This window comes from Brevundimonas intermedia (assembly GCF_027922165.1).
Taxonomy (GTDB): domain Bacteria; phylum Pseudomonadota; class Alphaproteobacteria; order Caulobacterales; family Caulobacteraceae; genus Brevundimonas; species Brevundimonas intermedia.
In genome coordinates, this window is record NZ_BSFD01000002.1 from 896,028 (window position 1) to 910,802 (window position 14,775).

At 68.4% G+C, this 14,775-nt stretch carries 14 protein-coding genes and 1 riboswitch; of the genes, 5 read left to right on the top strand and 9 right to left on the bottom strand.

Annotated elements, in window-relative coordinates; all coding sequences use genetic code 11:
- Positions 1–194: 194 nt before the first annotated feature.
- From ruvA to PKE72_RS06930, 5 genes are all read right to left on the bottom strand, one after another.
- The gene (ruvA, locus tag PKE72_RS06910; protein ID WP_271164633.1) at positions 195–812 is read right to left on the bottom strand and encodes a Holliday junction branch migration protein RuvA; all 618 of its coding nucleotides are present in this window, start codon (positions 810–812) and stop codon (positions 195–197) included.
- Between the two features lie 184 nt (positions 813–996).
- Complete coding sequence (gene ruvC, locus PKE72_RS06915) at positions 997–1,515, bottom strand: crossover junction endodeoxyribonuclease RuvC (protein ID WP_271164634.1); 519 nt, start codon at positions 1,513–1,515, stop codon at positions 997–999.
- Positions 1,516–1,596: 81 nt separating this feature from the next.
- Positions 1,597–2,115 (bottom strand): hemerythrin domain-containing protein, encoded by a 519-nt coding sequence (locus PKE72_RS06920; protein ID WP_271164635.1) that lies wholly within the window; start codon positions 2,113–2,115, stop codon positions 1,597–1,599.
- A gap of 129 nt (positions 2,116–2,244) precedes the next feature.
- Entirely contained in the window at positions 2,245–3,594 is a 1,350-nt protein-coding gene (locus tag PKE72_RS06925; RefSeq protein WP_271164636.1) for a hypothetical protein, read from the bottom strand.
- A 153-nt stretch (positions 3,595–3,747) separates the two neighbouring features.
- Complete coding sequence (locus tag PKE72_RS06930; protein WP_271164637.1) at positions 3,748–4,521, bottom strand: YebC/PmpR family DNA-binding transcriptional regulator; 774 nt, start codon at positions 4,519–4,521, stop codon at positions 3,748–3,750.
- 147 nt (positions 4,522–4,668) lie between these two features.
- Between PKE72_RS06930 and PKE72_RS06935 the strand changes: the two genes are divergently transcribed.
- On the top strand, positions 4,669–4,866 hold the full coding sequence (locus tag PKE72_RS06935) for a hypothetical protein (protein WP_271164638.1): 198 nt from the start codon (positions 4,669–4,671) through the stop codon (positions 4,864–4,866).
- A gap of 7 nt (positions 4,867–4,873) precedes the next feature.
- Here PKE72_RS06935 and PKE72_RS06940 read toward each other — a convergent pair whose 3' ends face one another.
- The gene (locus tag PKE72_RS06940) at positions 4,874–5,308 is read right to left on the bottom strand and encodes an acyl-CoA thioesterase (protein WP_271164639.1); all 435 of its coding nucleotides are present in this window, start codon (positions 5,306–5,308) and stop codon (positions 4,874–4,876) included.
- A gap of 114 nt (positions 5,309–5,422) precedes the next feature.
- Between PKE72_RS06940 and PKE72_RS06945 the strand changes: the two genes are divergently transcribed.
- Positions 5,423–6,553 (top strand): zinc-dependent alcohol dehydrogenase family protein, encoded by a 1,131-nt coding sequence (locus tag PKE72_RS06945; RefSeq protein WP_271164640.1) that lies wholly within the window; start codon positions 5,423–5,425, stop codon positions 6,551–6,553.
- A gap of 78 nt (positions 6,554–6,631) precedes the next feature.
- A complete protein-coding gene (locus tag PKE72_RS06950) occupies positions 6,632–7,225 on the top strand; it encodes a hypothetical protein (RefSeq protein WP_271164641.1) in 594 nt (197 codons plus the stop codon).
- Positions 7,226–7,229: 4 nt separating this feature from the next.
- Here PKE72_RS06950 and PKE72_RS06955 read toward each other — a convergent pair whose 3' ends face one another.
- Positions 7,230–9,692: an alpha/beta hydrolase family protein gene (locus tag PKE72_RS06955; RefSeq protein ID WP_271164642.1), complete on the bottom strand. Its 2,463-nt coding sequence runs from the start codon at positions 9,690–9,692 to the stop codon at positions 7,230–7,232.
- A 236-nt stretch (positions 9,693–9,928) separates the two neighbouring features.
- Here PKE72_RS06955 and PKE72_RS06960 point away from each other — a divergent pair, with 236 nt between their 5' ends.
- The gene (locus tag PKE72_RS06960; RefSeq protein ID WP_271164643.1) at positions 9,929–10,714 is read left to right on the top strand and encodes a hypothetical protein; all 786 of its coding nucleotides are present in this window, start codon (positions 9,929–9,931) and stop codon (positions 10,712–10,714) included.
- Positions 10,715–10,744: 30 nt separating this feature from the next.
- Here the strand turns inward: PKE72_RS06960 and PKE72_RS06965 are convergent, their stop codons facing one another.
- A complete protein-coding gene (locus PKE72_RS06965) occupies positions 10,745–11,593 on the bottom strand; it encodes a ribokinase (protein ID WP_271164644.1) in 849 nt (282 codons plus the stop codon).
- A complete protein-coding gene (locus PKE72_RS06970; RefSeq protein ID WP_271164645.1) occupies positions 11,590–12,528 on the bottom strand; it encodes a nucleoside hydrolase in 939 nt (312 codons plus the stop codon). Before PKE72_RS06970 ends, PKE72_RS06965 begins: the two co-directional genes overlap by 4 nt.
- 129 nt (positions 12,529–12,657) lie before the next feature.
- A riboswitch (TPP riboswitch) is annotated at positions 12,658–12,766 on the top strand.
- A 69-nt stretch (positions 12,767–12,835) separates the two neighbouring features.
- Here PKE72_RS06970 and thiC point away from each other — a divergent pair.
- On the top strand, positions 12,836–14,746 hold the full coding sequence (thiC, locus tag PKE72_RS06975) for a phosphomethylpyrimidine synthase ThiC (protein ID WP_373878072.1): 1,911 nt from the start codon (positions 12,836–12,838) through the stop codon (positions 14,744–14,746).
- Positions 14,747–14,775: the final 29 nt, after the last annotated feature.

The window sequence follows — 14,775 nt, forward strand, 5'->3', positions numbered from 1 at the left end:
CCCCCGACGCGACAGGCTTACAGCCCCTTCAACACGACATAGCCGATCACCATGGTGACCAGGCCGACGACGAAGACCAGGACGGTTTGCAATTTCTTGTTCATTATCAAATCCATTTTGACATTCAGGCGCACGAACGACCGAGGCCGCCCGGCCTCGCCCTGAAGTCGCGATCCCCGAGAAGAGTTCCCCCTTCACCGCCCCAACTCCTGCAGGGCCGCACGGATCACCGCCGGCAGTGCGGCCTCTTCGCCCAGCCGGATCAGGGCCTGATCAACCGCCCGACGTGCATTGACCTCGGCCACGCCCAGCCCCAGCAGGGCCGACACGGCCTCGCCGGTGAGGGACGGCGGCGGGGGCGCGATCTCGAGATGAACGCCCGGCGCAGTCGGCGCAAAACTGACGTCGCCGAGCGGTTTGCCCTTCAGCTCGGTGACGATCCGCAGCGCCAGCTTGGGCCCCACCCCATTGGCCCGCGCCACCGCCGCCTTGTCCTCGCGCGCCACGGCCCCCGCCAGTTCGCTTGGCGGCAGCACGTCCAGCACCGCCAGGGCCGCCTTGGGCCCGACCCCCTGAATGGCCAACAGGGTGGTGAAGGCCCGCCGCTCGTCCCGCGTCAGAAATCCGTACAGGCGCGGCCCCGCGTCCTCGCTCCACTGCGAATGGACATGGACCGTGGCCTCGTCGCCCGGCGCCGGCAGCCGCCCCAGGGTCCGCGCCCCGCACGACACCACATAGCCGACCCCGGCGCAGTCGATCAGACAATCCGCCTCCCCGACCTCGGCCAGCACGCCTCTCAGACGACCGATCACGAAAGTCTCCTCCCTGTTCGCGCAGCGAATGGGGAGGGGGACCGCCGGCGCAGCCGGGGGTGGAGGGGCTCTTGACGCCCCACCGACACCTGCCGCGCGGAAAGAACCCCTCCGTCACGGCGCGAAGCCGCGCCGCGCCACCTCCCCATTGCAAGCAATGGGGAGGAGACATGATCCGCCGCCCTCACGCCGCCCCCCGGTGCATGGCTTCCAACAGAGACCGTTTCCTCAGCTGCGCATGGGTGACTGCAACGGCCAGGGCGTCGGCGGCGTCGGCCTTCACGTCGCCGGCAGTCGGCAACAGCCGCTTGATCATGAAGGCAATCTGGCTCTTGTCCGCATGGCCGGCGCCGACCACGGCCTTCTTGATCAGATTGGGCGAATATTCCGCGACCGCCAGGCCCAGCTTGGCCGGGGCCAGCATCACCGCCGCCCGGGCATGGCCCAGCTTCAGCGTAGAGGACGGGTTCACGTTGACGAACACCTCTTCCACCGCCGCCTCCTCGCAGCCGTGGTCGGTGCAAATGACGCCCAGGGCCTCGAACAGGAACAGCAGGCGCTCGGAAAAGGGCGCCGCCTCGGGCGGGGCCACCACTCCGTGCGCGACCCACCGCAGACGCGCGCCGTCCGAGACGATCACCCCCCAGCCGGTGCGCCGCAGGCCCGGGTCCAGCCCGATGATTCTGACAGGTTCGTTCGCCATCCGTTCCCCTCATGCCGCAAAGAGGGTTATCGGGCAATGAACAGCTTGGCCTCCCGGATCGAAACGGCGCCGACGCCAACCTCAGCCGTGCGCCTCGACATAGGCCTCGGGGTCCTTGTTGACCGGTTTCACCCCCGTGATGTGCTCGGCTTCGAAGGCGGCGAACTTCACCGCCAGGGCATGCCGCGTCGCCACGTCGGCGTTCAGGCGGAAGTCGGTCAGGCCCTGGCGTTCCTCCTCGCCCATATGTTTGGAGTTGACCACATTGGCCTCGCCCACGGCGGCGAACCAGGCGGGGCTGCCGACCTCATGCGCCTCCACGGCCTTGACCGCGTCGCGCAGCTTGTTGTGATCCTCGATGGCGTCCTCGGTCTCGCCCTCGACCGTGCCGTCTTCAGCGTCGTTGGCGCCCTCGCCCAGTTTCATCAGGTCGGGATAGAAGAACCGCTCTTCGGCCTCGGCATGGACGTCCAGAAAGGCCGACAGCCTCAGCCATACCGCGCTCAGCGCCTCGACGTCCGTCGGCTCGATTTGTTCGATGATCGAGAACAGCCGGCGTTGCTCGGCGTGGTCGTCGAGGATCAGCTGGGTGATGTCCATGGGCGGTCGTCGTCTCTGCGACCCGGACGCCATCCACCCCGATATGCGGGGCGGCCGCCGGGATCGGCGGGTCTCGCGGTCCCCGCCTTAATCCAGCTCAAAGGCGCAGGTTCCGCGCTTCGATCCCGATCAGCCGACGATGGCCTGCAATTGGGCGGCGGCATCGGCGATGGTGGCCCGCCCGCCACGGCCGCGACGGGCGGCGTCCAGGGCGGCGGCGGACATGGCCCCCTCGGCGCGGGCGCTTTCCAGATCCTCGCGCAGGGCGCTGATCTGCTGAGTCAGGGTCTGGACCCGGGCCTCATGCTCGTCCTGGGCGGCGGCCAGTTTGGCCTGCAGCTTGGCGGTGCGCTCCTCAGCGCGGGCGATGGCCTTGTCGTGGGCCATGGCCGCCTTGGTCAGGGCCTCGGCGCGATCGACGGCGGCGACGCGCGCCACTTCCATCGAAGCCTGACGCTGACGCGATTCCTCGGTCTCGATCTCCAGGGTGCGGACTCGTTCCACGGCCCGGTCCAGCGCGACCTGAAGCGTGTCGGCCCGCCGTTCGACGGCATGGGCGCCGGTCTGAAGCTCGTTCAGGCGCGACGCCTGTTCGCTGTTCAGCACTTCCAGCCCATTGGCGCGCGCCGTGGCGGTGTCCAGTCGGGCGGTCAGGGCGGCGATCTCGGCGCGGGCCGATTCCACCTGGGTCTCCAGCGAGCGGATCGCGCGGGCGGCCTCGGCCTGTTCCGAGGCGGCGCGGGCGCGTTCGGTGGCCAGCTGGCCTTCGCCGGCGGCGGCGGTGCGGGCCAGCCCCGCGACCTCGGCGCCGACCTCGTCGATCCGGCGGCGCAGGGCGGTGTTTTCTTCCAGCACCAGGGCCAAGTCGCGCTGCACCTGACTGCGCGTCTTGTCGGATTCGGCGCGACCGGCCTCGGTCTGTTTCAACTGGTTGCGCAGGGCGTCCTGATCCTGCTCCAGCTCGCGGATCCGTTGAGCTGAGGCGCGTTCGGTCGTCTCAAGCCCCTCCAACCGCGTCGCGGCCTGGGCCAGTTCGCTGCGCAGCCGGCCCAGATCGACCCGGGCTTCCTGCAAATTGTTCGTCGCCTCGCCGCCGCGCGCCGCCAGATCTTCGGCCTTGGCCTCGGACTCGGCCAGGGCGTCCGACAGTTTGCGGACCTCGGCGTTCAACGCGCCGACCTGTTTCATCGTCGCCGCATTGGCGTTGCGCAGATTGATCAGCTCGATGTGGTTGTCGCGCCGCGATTTGAACTCGGCGTCCAGCGGTTCGCGCAGCTGACCCAGCAGGCTTTCGAACGTCCCGAACCGCTGCGCCATTTCCGACAGCTGATCCAGACTGTCCTGGATCGTCTCGAACCGTTCGCCGATCAGGCCGGCGACGTCCTGTTCAGCAGCGCGATCCAGCGCAGACGGCGCATCCTTGGCCTGTTCCGTCTTGCCGCCGCGCGACAGGACCCGGTCAATTCTGGTCAGTTTCATGGTCGCGCCCCGCGTCGTATGCCCGCATCGCGGTAGGCGGCACCGATGTCTGCCCCAGAGGCGAATCGAACCGCTCACCGTCCTAAGACCATACGTTAATCTCGGGTTACGAAGGTGTCGAGACCTCCGTTCGTCGATCACCCCGTATACGTATTATCCAGCGTATTTGGCCGCGTCTTCGTCCGAGATGTCCTCGTTCGAATAGACGTTCTGCACATCGTCCTCGGCGTCCAGGGCGTCCAGCAGTTTGAACAGGGTGCCGACAGCCTCGCCGGTCACGGTCACTTCCGACTGGGGCTTCCAGACGATGGCGGTTGACTTGGGGTCGCCCAGCACCTTGGACATGGCCTCGGCCACTTCGTTCAGGTCCTCGAAGGCGGTCCAGATGGTGTGGCCCGGCGCATCCTCGTAGATATCCGGCTTGACCAGGTCGCTCTCGACGTCCTGGGCGCCGGCCTCGATGGCGGCCTCCATCACTTCGTCCTCGGTGCCGGCCTCGGCCTTGTAGATAATCTGGCCGACCTTATCCCACATGAAGGCGACCGAGTTCATCTCGCTCAGCGCGCCGCCGTTCTTCTTGAAGGCCGCACCGATGTTCGAGGCCGCGCGGTTGCGGTTGTCGGTCAGGGCCTCGACGATGATGCCGACGCCGCCGGGGCCCCGGCCCTCGTAGCGGACCTCTTCCATCGTATCGACGTCGCCGCCCGAGGCCTTGTTGATGGCCCGTTGGATCACGTCCTTGGGCAGGCTTTCGGCCTTTGCGTTGTTGACCGCCAAACGCAGGCGCGGATTGGCCGCCGGATCGGGCAGGCCCGACTTGGCCGCCACCGTGATGTCGCGCGACAACTTGGAGAACAGCTTGGAGCGCTGCGCATCGGCGCGCCCCTTGCGGTGCATGATGTTCTTGAATTTCGAGTGGCCGGCCATGGGGATCGTCTTCGAGAGTCTGAAACCTGAGCCGCGCGTCCTAGCCGATGCGCGACGGGCTGTCACGATGGGCCGAGAACAGGCGTGTGGGGTGGAACCGCGACGGTTTGCGGGTATTGATCCCTGAAGCCGACGAAGGAGCCCCCGATGAACACCACCGACATCTATGAAGCCGAGGGCCGCGCCGACGACGACCTGCACGAGGCCGACATCGTCGAATGGTACGAGACCCGCCCCGTCACCGTCCCCGCCGCCGTCGCCGCCGGCTCAATCCTCGCCGCCTTCACCCTGGGCGCCCTGACCGCCGTCGGCGTGCTGTTCCTGACCGGTCGGCTGGACGACTGAACCGTCCTCAGTCGGCCCGCAGATTCTCCACAACCGCCCTCAGCTTGGCGGGCAGGGGTTTGGGTCGGCGCGTCTCGGCGTCGACATAGACATGGACGAAATGGCCGACGGCGGCAGGCACGTCGGCGCTGCGCTTGAACACGGCGAAGCCGTAGCTGACGCTCGAGGTGCCGATCCGGTCCACCTTGATCCCGACCTCAATTACATCGGGGAATTTCAGCGCCGAGGTGTATTGGCAGCCGCTGTCGACCACCAGGCCGATGGACTCGTCCAGCGCATTGGCGATCAGCAGATGGGCGTTCACCGCCGAGTCCACGAATTCGTAGAATTTGGCGTTGTTGATATGGCCGTACTGGTCGTTGTCGGCCCAGCGGGTCGAGACCATGTGAAACGCCTTGTAGGTCGCGCGTTCGGCCAAGGGCCCCAGTTCGGTCTTCGGCATTGTCAGTCGTCCTCTACCGGGCGACATTCCGCGCCGCCCTGCCCGTGACGCTCGGGCTTGGACGACGTTGCGTCAAGCGCCTATCGATAAGGGACCGATGACGAAGGCTTGACCATGAGCATCCAGACCCGCGCCGCTGTTCTGTTCGCCATGGGCGCCACGCCCCCTTACGCCGACAGCCGCCCCCTGTCGGTCGAGACCGTGACGCTCGCCCCGCCCGGCCCCGGCGAGGTGCTGGTGTCGATCAAGGCCGCGGGCCTGTGCCACTCCGACCTCAGCGTCATCAACGGAGACCGGCCTCGCCCCCTGCCCATGGCCCTGGGTCATGAAGCCGCAGGCGTGGTCGAAGCCCTCGGCGAAGGCGTAACGGACTTGGCCGTCGGCGATCACGTCGTCATGGTCTTCATGCCGTCCTGCGGCCATTGCGCGCCCTGCGCCGGCGGCCGCCCCGCTCTCTGCGAGCCCGGCGCCGCCGCCAACGGCCGGGGCGAACTTCTGTCCGGCGGGCGGCGCATTTTCCGCGAGGGCGAACCCGTCAGCCATCACCTCGGCTGTTCCGCCTTCGCCCAGCGCGCCGTGGTCTCGCGCCGGTCGCTGGTGAAGATCGACCCGGAGCTGTCGTTCGAGGAGGCGGCCCTGTTCGGCTGCGCCGTCCTGACCGGCGTCGGCGCCGTGGTGAACACCGCCGGCGTCAAGGCGGGACAGAGCGTTGTCGTGATCGGCCTGGGCGGCGTGGGTCTCGCCAGCGTCCTCGGCGCCCTGGCAAGCGGCGCCAGCCCCGTGATCGCCGTCGATCTGTCCGAGGACAAGCTGGATTTGGCCCGGTCGCTCGGTCCCGTCCAGACCGTCAACGCCGCCGACGCCGATGCGGTGGATCAGATCCGCGCCCTGACCAACGGCGGCGCCGACTTCGCCTTCGAGATGGCCGGCTCGGCCCGCGCCCTCGACAACGCCTGGAAGATGACCCGGCGCGGCGGAACCACCGTCACCGCCGGCCTGCCCCCGCCCGACGCCGCCTTGGCCGTCAACATCGTCTCACTGGTCGGCGAGGAGCGGACGCTGAAGGGCTCCTACATCGGCGCCTGCGTGCCCAGCCGCGACATCCCCCGCTACGTCGCGCTGTACCGCCAGGGCCGCTTGCCGGTGGACCGTCTGATGAGCGGCGTCATCCCCCTGGACGACATCAACGCCGGCTTCGACCGCCTGCATGCCGGCGAAGTGGTGCGGCTGATCGTCAGACCCTGACAGCACCGTAATCCCGCCGCCCGGATTCGGCCGCAAACACGCCGATCAATCCCGGCTCAAACTTCAGCGGAGATCCCAATGCGTCTGTCCTGCGCCGCCGCCGTCGCGGCCGTCGTCCTCGCCATCGGCGCGCCCGCCTTCGCCCAGAACGCCCCGGTCCAGGACAACGCCGAAATGGCCGCCATCTTCGCCGCCGACCAGTCCATCCGCCAGGTCGCGCCCGAACGGTTCAGGGACCGCGCCTTCGTCACGGAAATGCACGCCGCCGACGCCGCCCGCCGCGTCCAGACCCGCGCCCTGCTCGACGCCGGCGCGCTTCAGACCGGCGAGGACTACCGCGCCGCCGCCTTCGTCTTCCAGCACGGCTCCACGCCCGAAGACTATCTTCTGGCCCACAGCCTGGCCGTCGCCGCCGTCGCCAAGGGCTCGCCCGAAGGCGCCTGGATCGCCGCCGCGACCCTGGACCGCTATCTGCAAATGATCGACAAGCCGCAGATCTACGGCACCCAGACCCGCAAGACCCGCGACGCCCCAGCCACCCTGGAACCCTACGACCGCGCCCTGGTCCCCGACAGCCTGCGCGCGGTCTTCGGCGTCCCGCGCCAGGCGGAACAGGACGCCCGGCTCGCCGCCGTCAACGCCGCAACCGAAGCGGCTGCGGCGAAGCCTTGAGCCCTTAGTTAGCCGCCGGCTTCGGCGGCGCGTTCTTCACGTACAGGTCCAGCCAACGGGTCATCTCCCACAGGGTATGACCCACGGATTCCCGCGCGCGATAGCCGTGCGCCTCCAGCGGCAGGGTGACGTAACGCGCCGTCGCCCCCAGCCCCTTCAGCGCCGCATAGAAGCGCTCGGACTGGACCGGGAAGGTGCCCGAGTTGTCGTCCGCCTCGCCGTGGATCAGCAGGATCGGCTCGTTCAGCCTGTTCGCATAGGTGAAGGGCGACATCTCGGTATAGATCTCGGTCGCCTCCCAATAGTTGCGCTGCTCCGACTGGAAGCCGAACGGGGTCAGGGTGCGGTTATAGGCGCCGGACCGCGCGATGCCGGTGCGGAACAGGTCGCTGTGCGCCAGCAGGTTGGCGGTCATGAAGGCCCCGTAGCTGTGGCCCCCGACGGCGATCCGGTCGCGATCCGCCACCCCCATCCCGACCACCGCATCGACGGCCGCCTGGGCGTCGGCGACCAGCTGTTCGACATAGGTGTCGTTCGGCTCGGCCCCGTCCTTGCCGATGATGGGCATGGAGGGGTTGTCGAAGATCGCATAGCCCTGGGTCAGCAGGAACAGATGGCTGGACCCGCCCGGCCGCACGAACCGGTTCTGCACATCCACCGTCTGGCCCGCCACCGCCGCATCGGTGAACTCGGCCGGATAGGCCCACATCAGCATCGGCAACGGCCCGTCGCGATCCTTGTCGTAGCCGGCCGGCAGATACAGGGTCCCCGACAGCTTCACCCCGTCCGCCCGCTCATAGGTCACCAGCTGGCGCGTCGCCCCGGCCAGCTGCGGGGCCGGATCGGGGAACTGGGTCAGTTGCGTGGTCTGGCCCGTCGTCAGATCGCGGATCTGCAGGTTGGGCGGATCCAGCCGCGTCTCGCGCTGCGTCACCACCCGTTTGCCGTCCGCGTCCAGGAAGCCGACCACCGCCTCGTAGTCCGTGTCGGCCGATGTCCACAGCCGCTCGCTGCGCCCCGTCGCCGGGTCCATAGCGGCCAGGAAGGGGAACTCGCCCTGCGGCGTCGCCCCGGCGCCCGACATCAGGATCCGCCCCTGCGGATCGAACCGGATCACCGACCGGCCCGCCGCATTCGGCTGGGTCACCGGCTGGCCCGGATTGTCGTAGCGGGCCTGATAGTTCCGCTCCAGCAGCAGCCTGCCCTCGCCCGGGTTCGACGGATCGACCACGAAGCGCGTCTCGTGCCGGGTGTTGAACCAGCGGCTGTTGACGACGGCCAGGTCGTCCTTGCCCCAGACGATCCCGCCGAACCGCTCCTTCAGATCGATCAGCTTGATCGGCTCGCCCGCGAAGGGCGCGGCCTGCATGAAGACCCGGTCCCTGAACTCGGCCTCGCGCTTGATGTCGCCGCCGTCCAGCGCCTCGACCCAGGTCAGGGTCGCCGGCGCATCGGCCCTCCAGCCCACCGAACGCGGCCCCGGCGCCACGGCGTCAAAGGCGGTCGGCACATCGTCCCTCAGCGGCAGATCGGCGACGGTGCGCACCACCCGCCCGTTCAGGTCCGTCACCACGATCTCGGTCGGGAACAGGCCCGCAGGCACGGCATAGGAATAGGGCCGCTTGGCGATCTCGTGCAGGATATAGCGCCCGTCCGGCGACACGGCGCTGTCCAGATAGACCGCAGGCGCTCCGATCGTCCGTACACGGCCGTTCAGCGGAACCAGGGTCAGCTGCGACGTGAAATAGTGATCAAACAGAGCCTCGTCGCCGGGGTTCGACAGCAGGTCCTGATAGGTCCGCACCGGCGCTGCGCGCCCGGCCGTCTCCTCGATATTCGGCCCCGTCGGCGCCGTCGTCACATCGGGCGCCGGCCCCCGACCGGCCGGGACCGCCTCGACCAGCAGGCCCGAACTGTCGGGCAGCCATTCATAGCCCGTTCCGCCCGTCATATTGACCACCGGCTCGGTCAGTTTGCGCGCCCGCGCCGTTGCCACATCCACGATCCACAGCTCCAGCCCCGTCGGCCGGTCCAGCACCAGGGCCAGATGTTTGGCGTCGGGCGAGAACCGCGGCGCGGTGAACCGCGCCTCGGCCGGCAGAGCCACCACGCGAGACGGTCCGCCATCCACCGCCTGCAGACTCAGCCCTGTCAGCCACGACACCCGGCTTTCCGCCATGCCGTTGTTGCGCGGATTAATCCGCGTTCCCGCCAGCCGTAGCATCGGCTCGGCCAGGGCCTTGATGCTGGGCAGGTTCGACCGGTCCATCAGCACAAGAGTCTTGCGATCAGGGCTCAGCATCGACGACGGCGTCGGCTTGGCGTCCAGAATGTCGGCGATGGGCTGTGGCGGCTGCTGATAGACGCTAATCGCCGGCGCCGGGCTTTGGGCGAACGCCGCCCCCGTCGCCGACGCCATCAATACAGCCGCCAGCGCTACACCGGCCCCACGAACGCGCATCATCATCAGACATCCCCACAAAACTCGAAGCCGCAGCTAAGGGCGCCGCGACGCAGGCGGCAAGCCCTTACGGCGTTACAGTGTCACATCGCCGCTGAACTGATATCTTCGAGCCTTCCTCGACAACAGCGCTCGCTCCAGCCCAAACCGCCCTCGACCCGGCCCCTCACATTTCGTTGATATTCGAGATTGAAATCTTCATGCCGGGCGATACAGTCCCGCGCGGACATCGGGGGGTGGTTATGACAAACGCACACAATGCGCCCGCGCGCACGCCGGCGGTTGAACGGGTCTTTCCGGGACTCGCCATCGTCATGGTTCTGGTGATCGTCGCGGGCTTTTCGCTTCAGCTGGCGATGGGGCGGTCCAGCTTTGACGCCCCGCTGCTGCTGCACGCGCATGCCGTCGTCTTCATGGGCTGGCTGGCGATCTTTCTGACGCAGAATCTGCTGATCGCCACAGGTCAGGTCCGGTGGCATCGGCCGCTGGGATGGCTGGCGACCGTCTGGCTGGCGCCCATGCTGATCCTGGGCTGGCTGGTGACCGAGGCTATGGTGCGTCGGGGCGAGGTTCCCTTCTTCTTCCGGCCCCTGCAATTCCTCGTCTTCGACCCCCTGTCGCTCATCACCTTCGTGGGCCTGACGATTGCGGCGGTCGTTCTTCGGCGATCGACCGACTGGCATCGCCGCCTTCACTATTCGGCCATGGCCATCCTGCTGGGGCCGGGCGTCGGTCGGCTGCTGCCCATGCCGTTGCTAGCTCCTTGGGCGTGGGAGGCGACGGCGGTCGTGACCCTGCTGTTTCCGGTCATCGGCATGATCGTGGACCTGCGGAAAGCCCGTCGGATACACCCGGCCTGGTATTGGGGTCTGGGGGTCCAGGTCGCGATGATCGTGGTGATCGAGGCCGTCACCTGGTCGCCGGTCGGAACGCGTCTGTACGAAATGGTCGTCGCCGGCTCCCCCGGGGCCGCCGTCGCCCCCCTCGACTTCCCCCCGCCTCCCGGCCCGCCGCCCCCGGCCGCTTGAGCCGAGACGTCCCGGTCTGCGCCCGGTCGATCAGCCCCTCGCCACCGCGGCCAAAACCTCCGCCCGCTCCGGCGCGGACGGCTGAGCTCCCGGCCGCGTGGCGGCGACAGCGCCCGCCGCACAGGCGAAGCGCAGCGCCTCGTCCGGCTCCATCCCCTCCAGCAGGGCCACGGTGATGGCCGCCACGAAGGCGTCGCCGGCTCCGGTCGCATCGACGGCTTCGACCATGGGCGGGGTCGCCCAGGCCATTTCGACTCCGCGCTGGTACATGGCCGCGCCCTTGGCGCCCTTGGTCACGACCACGCGGCCGCCGCCGCGGTGCAGGCTGTCGCCGTAGAAGGCGGCCTCGATCTCGTTGACGACGATCAGGTCGGCGCGGCGCAGCAGCAGTTCCGACACCGGCGCCGCCGGGGCCAGGTTGGCGCAGACGAAACCGGTCGCACGGCCCACCGCCGCCTCGACCGTCTCGACCGGCAGCTCCAGCTGGACGATCAGAGCGCCCTCTATCCGCTGCGGCAACTGCTCTGGTGTGACGAGGTGATTAGCCCCGGCCGCCACCACGATCTGGTTCTCGCCGCCGGGATCGACGGCGATCAGGGCCACGCCGGTCGGGGCCGCAAGGTCCACCTCGACCCCCGCCAGATCGACGCCCAGATCCGACATCAGAGCCAGGGCCTCGCCGGCCATGGCGTCGTTCCCGACCCGGCCGATCAGGCTGACCTCGGCGCCCAGTTTCTCGGCGGCATAGGCCTGGTTGGCGCCCTTGCCGCCCGGATAACGGGCCAGGCTGGCCCCCGTCACCGTCTCGCCCGGGGCCGGCAGGCGGGGCGCCGCCGCCACCAGGTCCAGGTTGATCGAGCCGACGACGGTAATCCTCATTTTTTGGCCTTCAGCGTCTCGGCCAGCAGGTCGAACACCCCCTGCGCATCCGCCGCGACGGCCCAGCGGTGGCGCGCGGCGGCGGGATCGACGCGGAACTCCACCGCCGTATGGCCGCGCGTCAGCTCCGAGTTGGTCTCGACCTCGATCCGGCAGGGCTTCAGGGTGAACAGGTCCGGCCTCATCAGCCAGGCGATGGGACAGGGGTCGTGCAGGGGCGGCGCCGCCTCTCCTGTCGCCTGCCGCTCGGTCCGTTGCGAGAACCGCAGCAGGGCCGCCGTCGTGCGCGCCGGTTCGGTGCGAATCTTCTCGATGGCGCGGATCCGGTCCTCGGTCGCCCGCACCTGGTGCGTCGCGTCCAGGCCGAAGGCGATCACCTCGCAGCCCGCGCCGAACACCACCGCCGCCGCATCCGGGTCGGCCCAGATGTTGAACTCGGCCGAGGCGGTGACATTGCCCCCCTCCGACCGCGCCCCGCCCATGACCACGACCGGGCCCAGATGCTCGGCCAGACGCCGTTCGCGCTTCATCGCCAGGGCCAGATTGGTCATGGGGCCCAGGACGGCGACGGCGACCGATCCGGCCGGGCGTTTCATCACCAGGTCGACGATGGCGTTGGCCGCCGGCCCGTCGGCGATGATGCCGGTCGGCGCGAACGGCTCCAGGTCGCCCAGACCCTCCGCCCCGTGGAAGTCGCCCGCCCCGGCCGGCGGCCGTTTCAGCGGCCGTTCGGCGCCGCCGAACACCGGCACGTCTTCACGGCCGGCGATCTGGCGCATCATCCGCGCATTACGCTGGGTCAGGGCGCCGGGGACGTTGCCGCCCACGGTGGTGACGGCCAGCACCTCCAGCTCGGGGGCGGCGAAGGCCAGGAAAAGCGCCACGGCGTCGTCCACGCCGGGGTCGCAGTCGATGATCAGGGATTGGATAGACACCGGCCCCGTTTGCCGCCCCGAAGACCGACGGGCAAGACCGTTTCGCCCCTTATCCCACGCGAATTCGAGGTGTTTTCCAGCCAAGCTCGCCCCCCGCTTGACGCCGACCTCCCCCGGCGTCACCCTGATCCTCGTTCTCCGGGGGGTCGCGATCGAGCGGCTGAGATTGGCGTAGCCGCCTGACCCGTCGAACCTGATCCGGGTCATGCCGGCGAAGGGATGAGTACGCTTTTGGTCCACGCGCCCTGTTCGCGCTCAAGGACCGGCACGCCCGACGTCGGCGGACCTCAAACCGTTTGAGGCCGCCATGAACATCCAAGTCACCCCGCCCGCCCTGCCCGAAGAGCCCAACGTCGAGCTCGCCCTCAAGGACGCCCGCGAGCAGGTGATGAAGGAGACCGGCGCCATCCCCACCGGCGAACGCGCCGGCAGCCGCAAGGTCTATGTCGCCGGCGAACTCTACCCCGATATCCGTGTCCCGTTCCGCGAGGTCGCCGTCCACCCGTCGGCCAACGAGCCGCCGGTGACCATCTATGACTCCTCCGGCCCCTACACCGACCCGACCGTGACCATCGACATCAAGCGCGGCCTGCCCTCGGTGAAGTCGTCGTGGCAACTGGATCGCGGCGACATCGCCCCCGTCGCCAACCCGCGCGAGGTCAAGCCTGAGGACAACGGCCACGCCAGCGGCAAGAACCTGGCCCCCCGGTTCGACACCTCGCACCACCGCGTCTTCAAGGGCGTCGAGGGCCGCCCGGTGACCCAGTACGAATACGCCCAGGCCGGGATCATCACGCCCGAGATGGAATATGTCGCCATCCGCGAGAACCTGCGCCGCGAGCAAAACAGCCCCTGTATCCGCGACGGCGAAGACTTCGGCGCCGCCATCCCCGACTTCGTGACGCCCGAGTTCGTCCGGCAAGAGATCGCCCGCGGCCGCGCCATCATCCCGCACAATATCAACCACCCCGAGGTCGAGCCGATGATCATCGGCCGAAACTTCCTGGTGAAGATCAACGCCAACATCGGCAACTCGGCCGTCCTGTCGAGCGTGGACGACGAGGTCGACAAACTGGTCTGGGCCACCCGCTGGGGCGCGGACAATGTCATGGACCTGTCGACCGGCCGCAACATCCACAACATCCGCGACTGGATCATCCGCAACAGTTCCGTCCCCATCGGCACCGTGCCCATCTATCAGGCGCTGGAGAAGGTGAACGGCATAGCCGAGGACCTGACCTGGGAGGTGTTCCGCGACACCCTGATCGAACAGGCGGAACAGGGCGTCGACTATTTCACCATCCACGCCGGGGTGCGCCTGCCCTTCGTGCCGATGACGGCGAAACGCGTCACCGGCATCGTCTCGCGCGGCGGCTCCATCATGGCCAAGTGGTGCCTGGCCCACCACAAGGAGAGCTTCCTCTACGAGCATTTCGAGGACATCTGCGACATCATGCGGGCCTATGACGTCAGCTTCAGCCTGGGCGACGGCCTGCGCCCCGGCTCGATCGCCGACGCCAATGACGAGGCCCAGTTCGCCGAGCTGCGGACCCTGGGCGAACTGACCAAGATCGCCTGGGCCAAGGGCTGCCAGGTCATGATCGAAGGCCCCGGCCATGTGCCGATGCACAAGATCAAGGCCAATATGGATGAGCAGCTGAAACACTGCCACGAGGCGCCCTTCTATACGCTTGGCCCGCTGACCACCGACATCGCCCCTGGCTATGACCACATCACCAGCGCCATCGGGGCGGCCATGATCGGCTGGTTCGGCACGGCCATGCTCTGCTACGTCACGCCCAAGGAGCATCTGGGCCTGCCCGACCGTCAGGACGTCAAGGACGGCGTCATCACCTACAAGATCGCCGCCCACGCCGCCGACCTGGCCAAGGGCCACCCCGCCGCCCGGATGCATGACGACGCCCTGTCGCGCGCCCGGTTCGAGTTCCGCTGGGAGGACCAGTTCAACCTCGGCCTCGACCCCGAGACCGCCCGCAAATACCACGACGCCACCCTGCCCAAGGAAGCCCACAAGACCGCCCACTTCTGCTCCATGTGCGGCCCGAAATTCTGCAGCATGAAGATCAGCCAGGACATCCGGCGGGATGCGATGGCGCAGAATGATGCGGGGGCGAGTTTGGTGGATGCCGAGGCCGGGATGGCGGAGATGAGCGCGAAGTTCCGGGCCGGGGGCGGGGTGGTGGAGGTGAAGGTGTGACACCTCAAGCGCCATTTTGACTATGGTCC

What these genes read in the sequence shown, in the direction of transcription:
- PKE72_RS06960 (WP_271164643.1), top strand. Translation starts at nt 9,929, where the DNA reads ATGACAAACGCACACAATGCGCCCGCGCGCACGCCGGCGGTTGAACGG.
- ruvC (WP_271164634.1), bottom strand. Translation starts at nt 1,515, where the DNA reads ATGGCGAACGAACCTGTCAGAATCATCGGGCTGGACCCGGGCCTGCGG.
- PKE72_RS06930 (WP_271164637.1), bottom strand. Translation starts at nt 4,521, where the DNA reads ATGGCCGGCCACTCGAAATTCAAGAACATCATGCACCGCAAGGGGCGC.
- PKE72_RS06935 (WP_271164638.1), top strand. Translation starts at nt 4,669, where the DNA reads ATGAACACCACCGACATCTATGAAGCCGAGGGCCGCGCCGACGACGAC.
- PKE72_RS06940 (WP_271164639.1), bottom strand. Translation starts at nt 5,308, where the DNA reads ATGCCGAAGACCGAACTGGGGCCCTTGGCCGAACGCGCGACCTACAAG.
- PKE72_RS06950 (WP_271164641.1), top strand. Translation starts at nt 6,632, where the DNA reads ATGCGTCTGTCCTGCGCCGCCGCCGTCGCGGCCGTCGTCCTCGCCATC.
- PKE72_RS06965 (WP_271164644.1), bottom strand. Translation starts at nt 11,593, where the DNA reads ATGAGGATTACCGTCGTCGGCTCGATCAACCTGGACCTGGTGGCGGCG.
- PKE72_RS06955 (WP_271164642.1), bottom strand. Translation starts at nt 9,692, where the DNA reads ATGATGATGCGCGTTCGTGGGGCCGGTGTAGCGCTGGCGGCTGTATTG.
- PKE72_RS06920 (WP_271164635.1), bottom strand. Translation starts at nt 2,115, where the DNA reads ATGGACATCACCCAGCTGATCCTCGACGACCACGCCGAGCAACGCCGG.
- thiC (WP_373878072.1), top strand. Translation starts at nt 12,836, where the DNA reads ATGAACATCCAAGTCACCCCGCCCGCCCTGCCCGAAGAGCCCAACGTC.
- PKE72_RS06945 (WP_271164640.1), top strand. Translation starts at nt 5,423, where the DNA reads ATGAGCATCCAGACCCGCGCCGCTGTTCTGTTCGCCATGGGCGCCACG.
- PKE72_RS06925 (WP_271164636.1), bottom strand. Translation starts at nt 3,594, where the DNA reads ATGAAACTGACCAGAATTGACCGGGTCCTGTCGCGCGGCGGCAAGACG.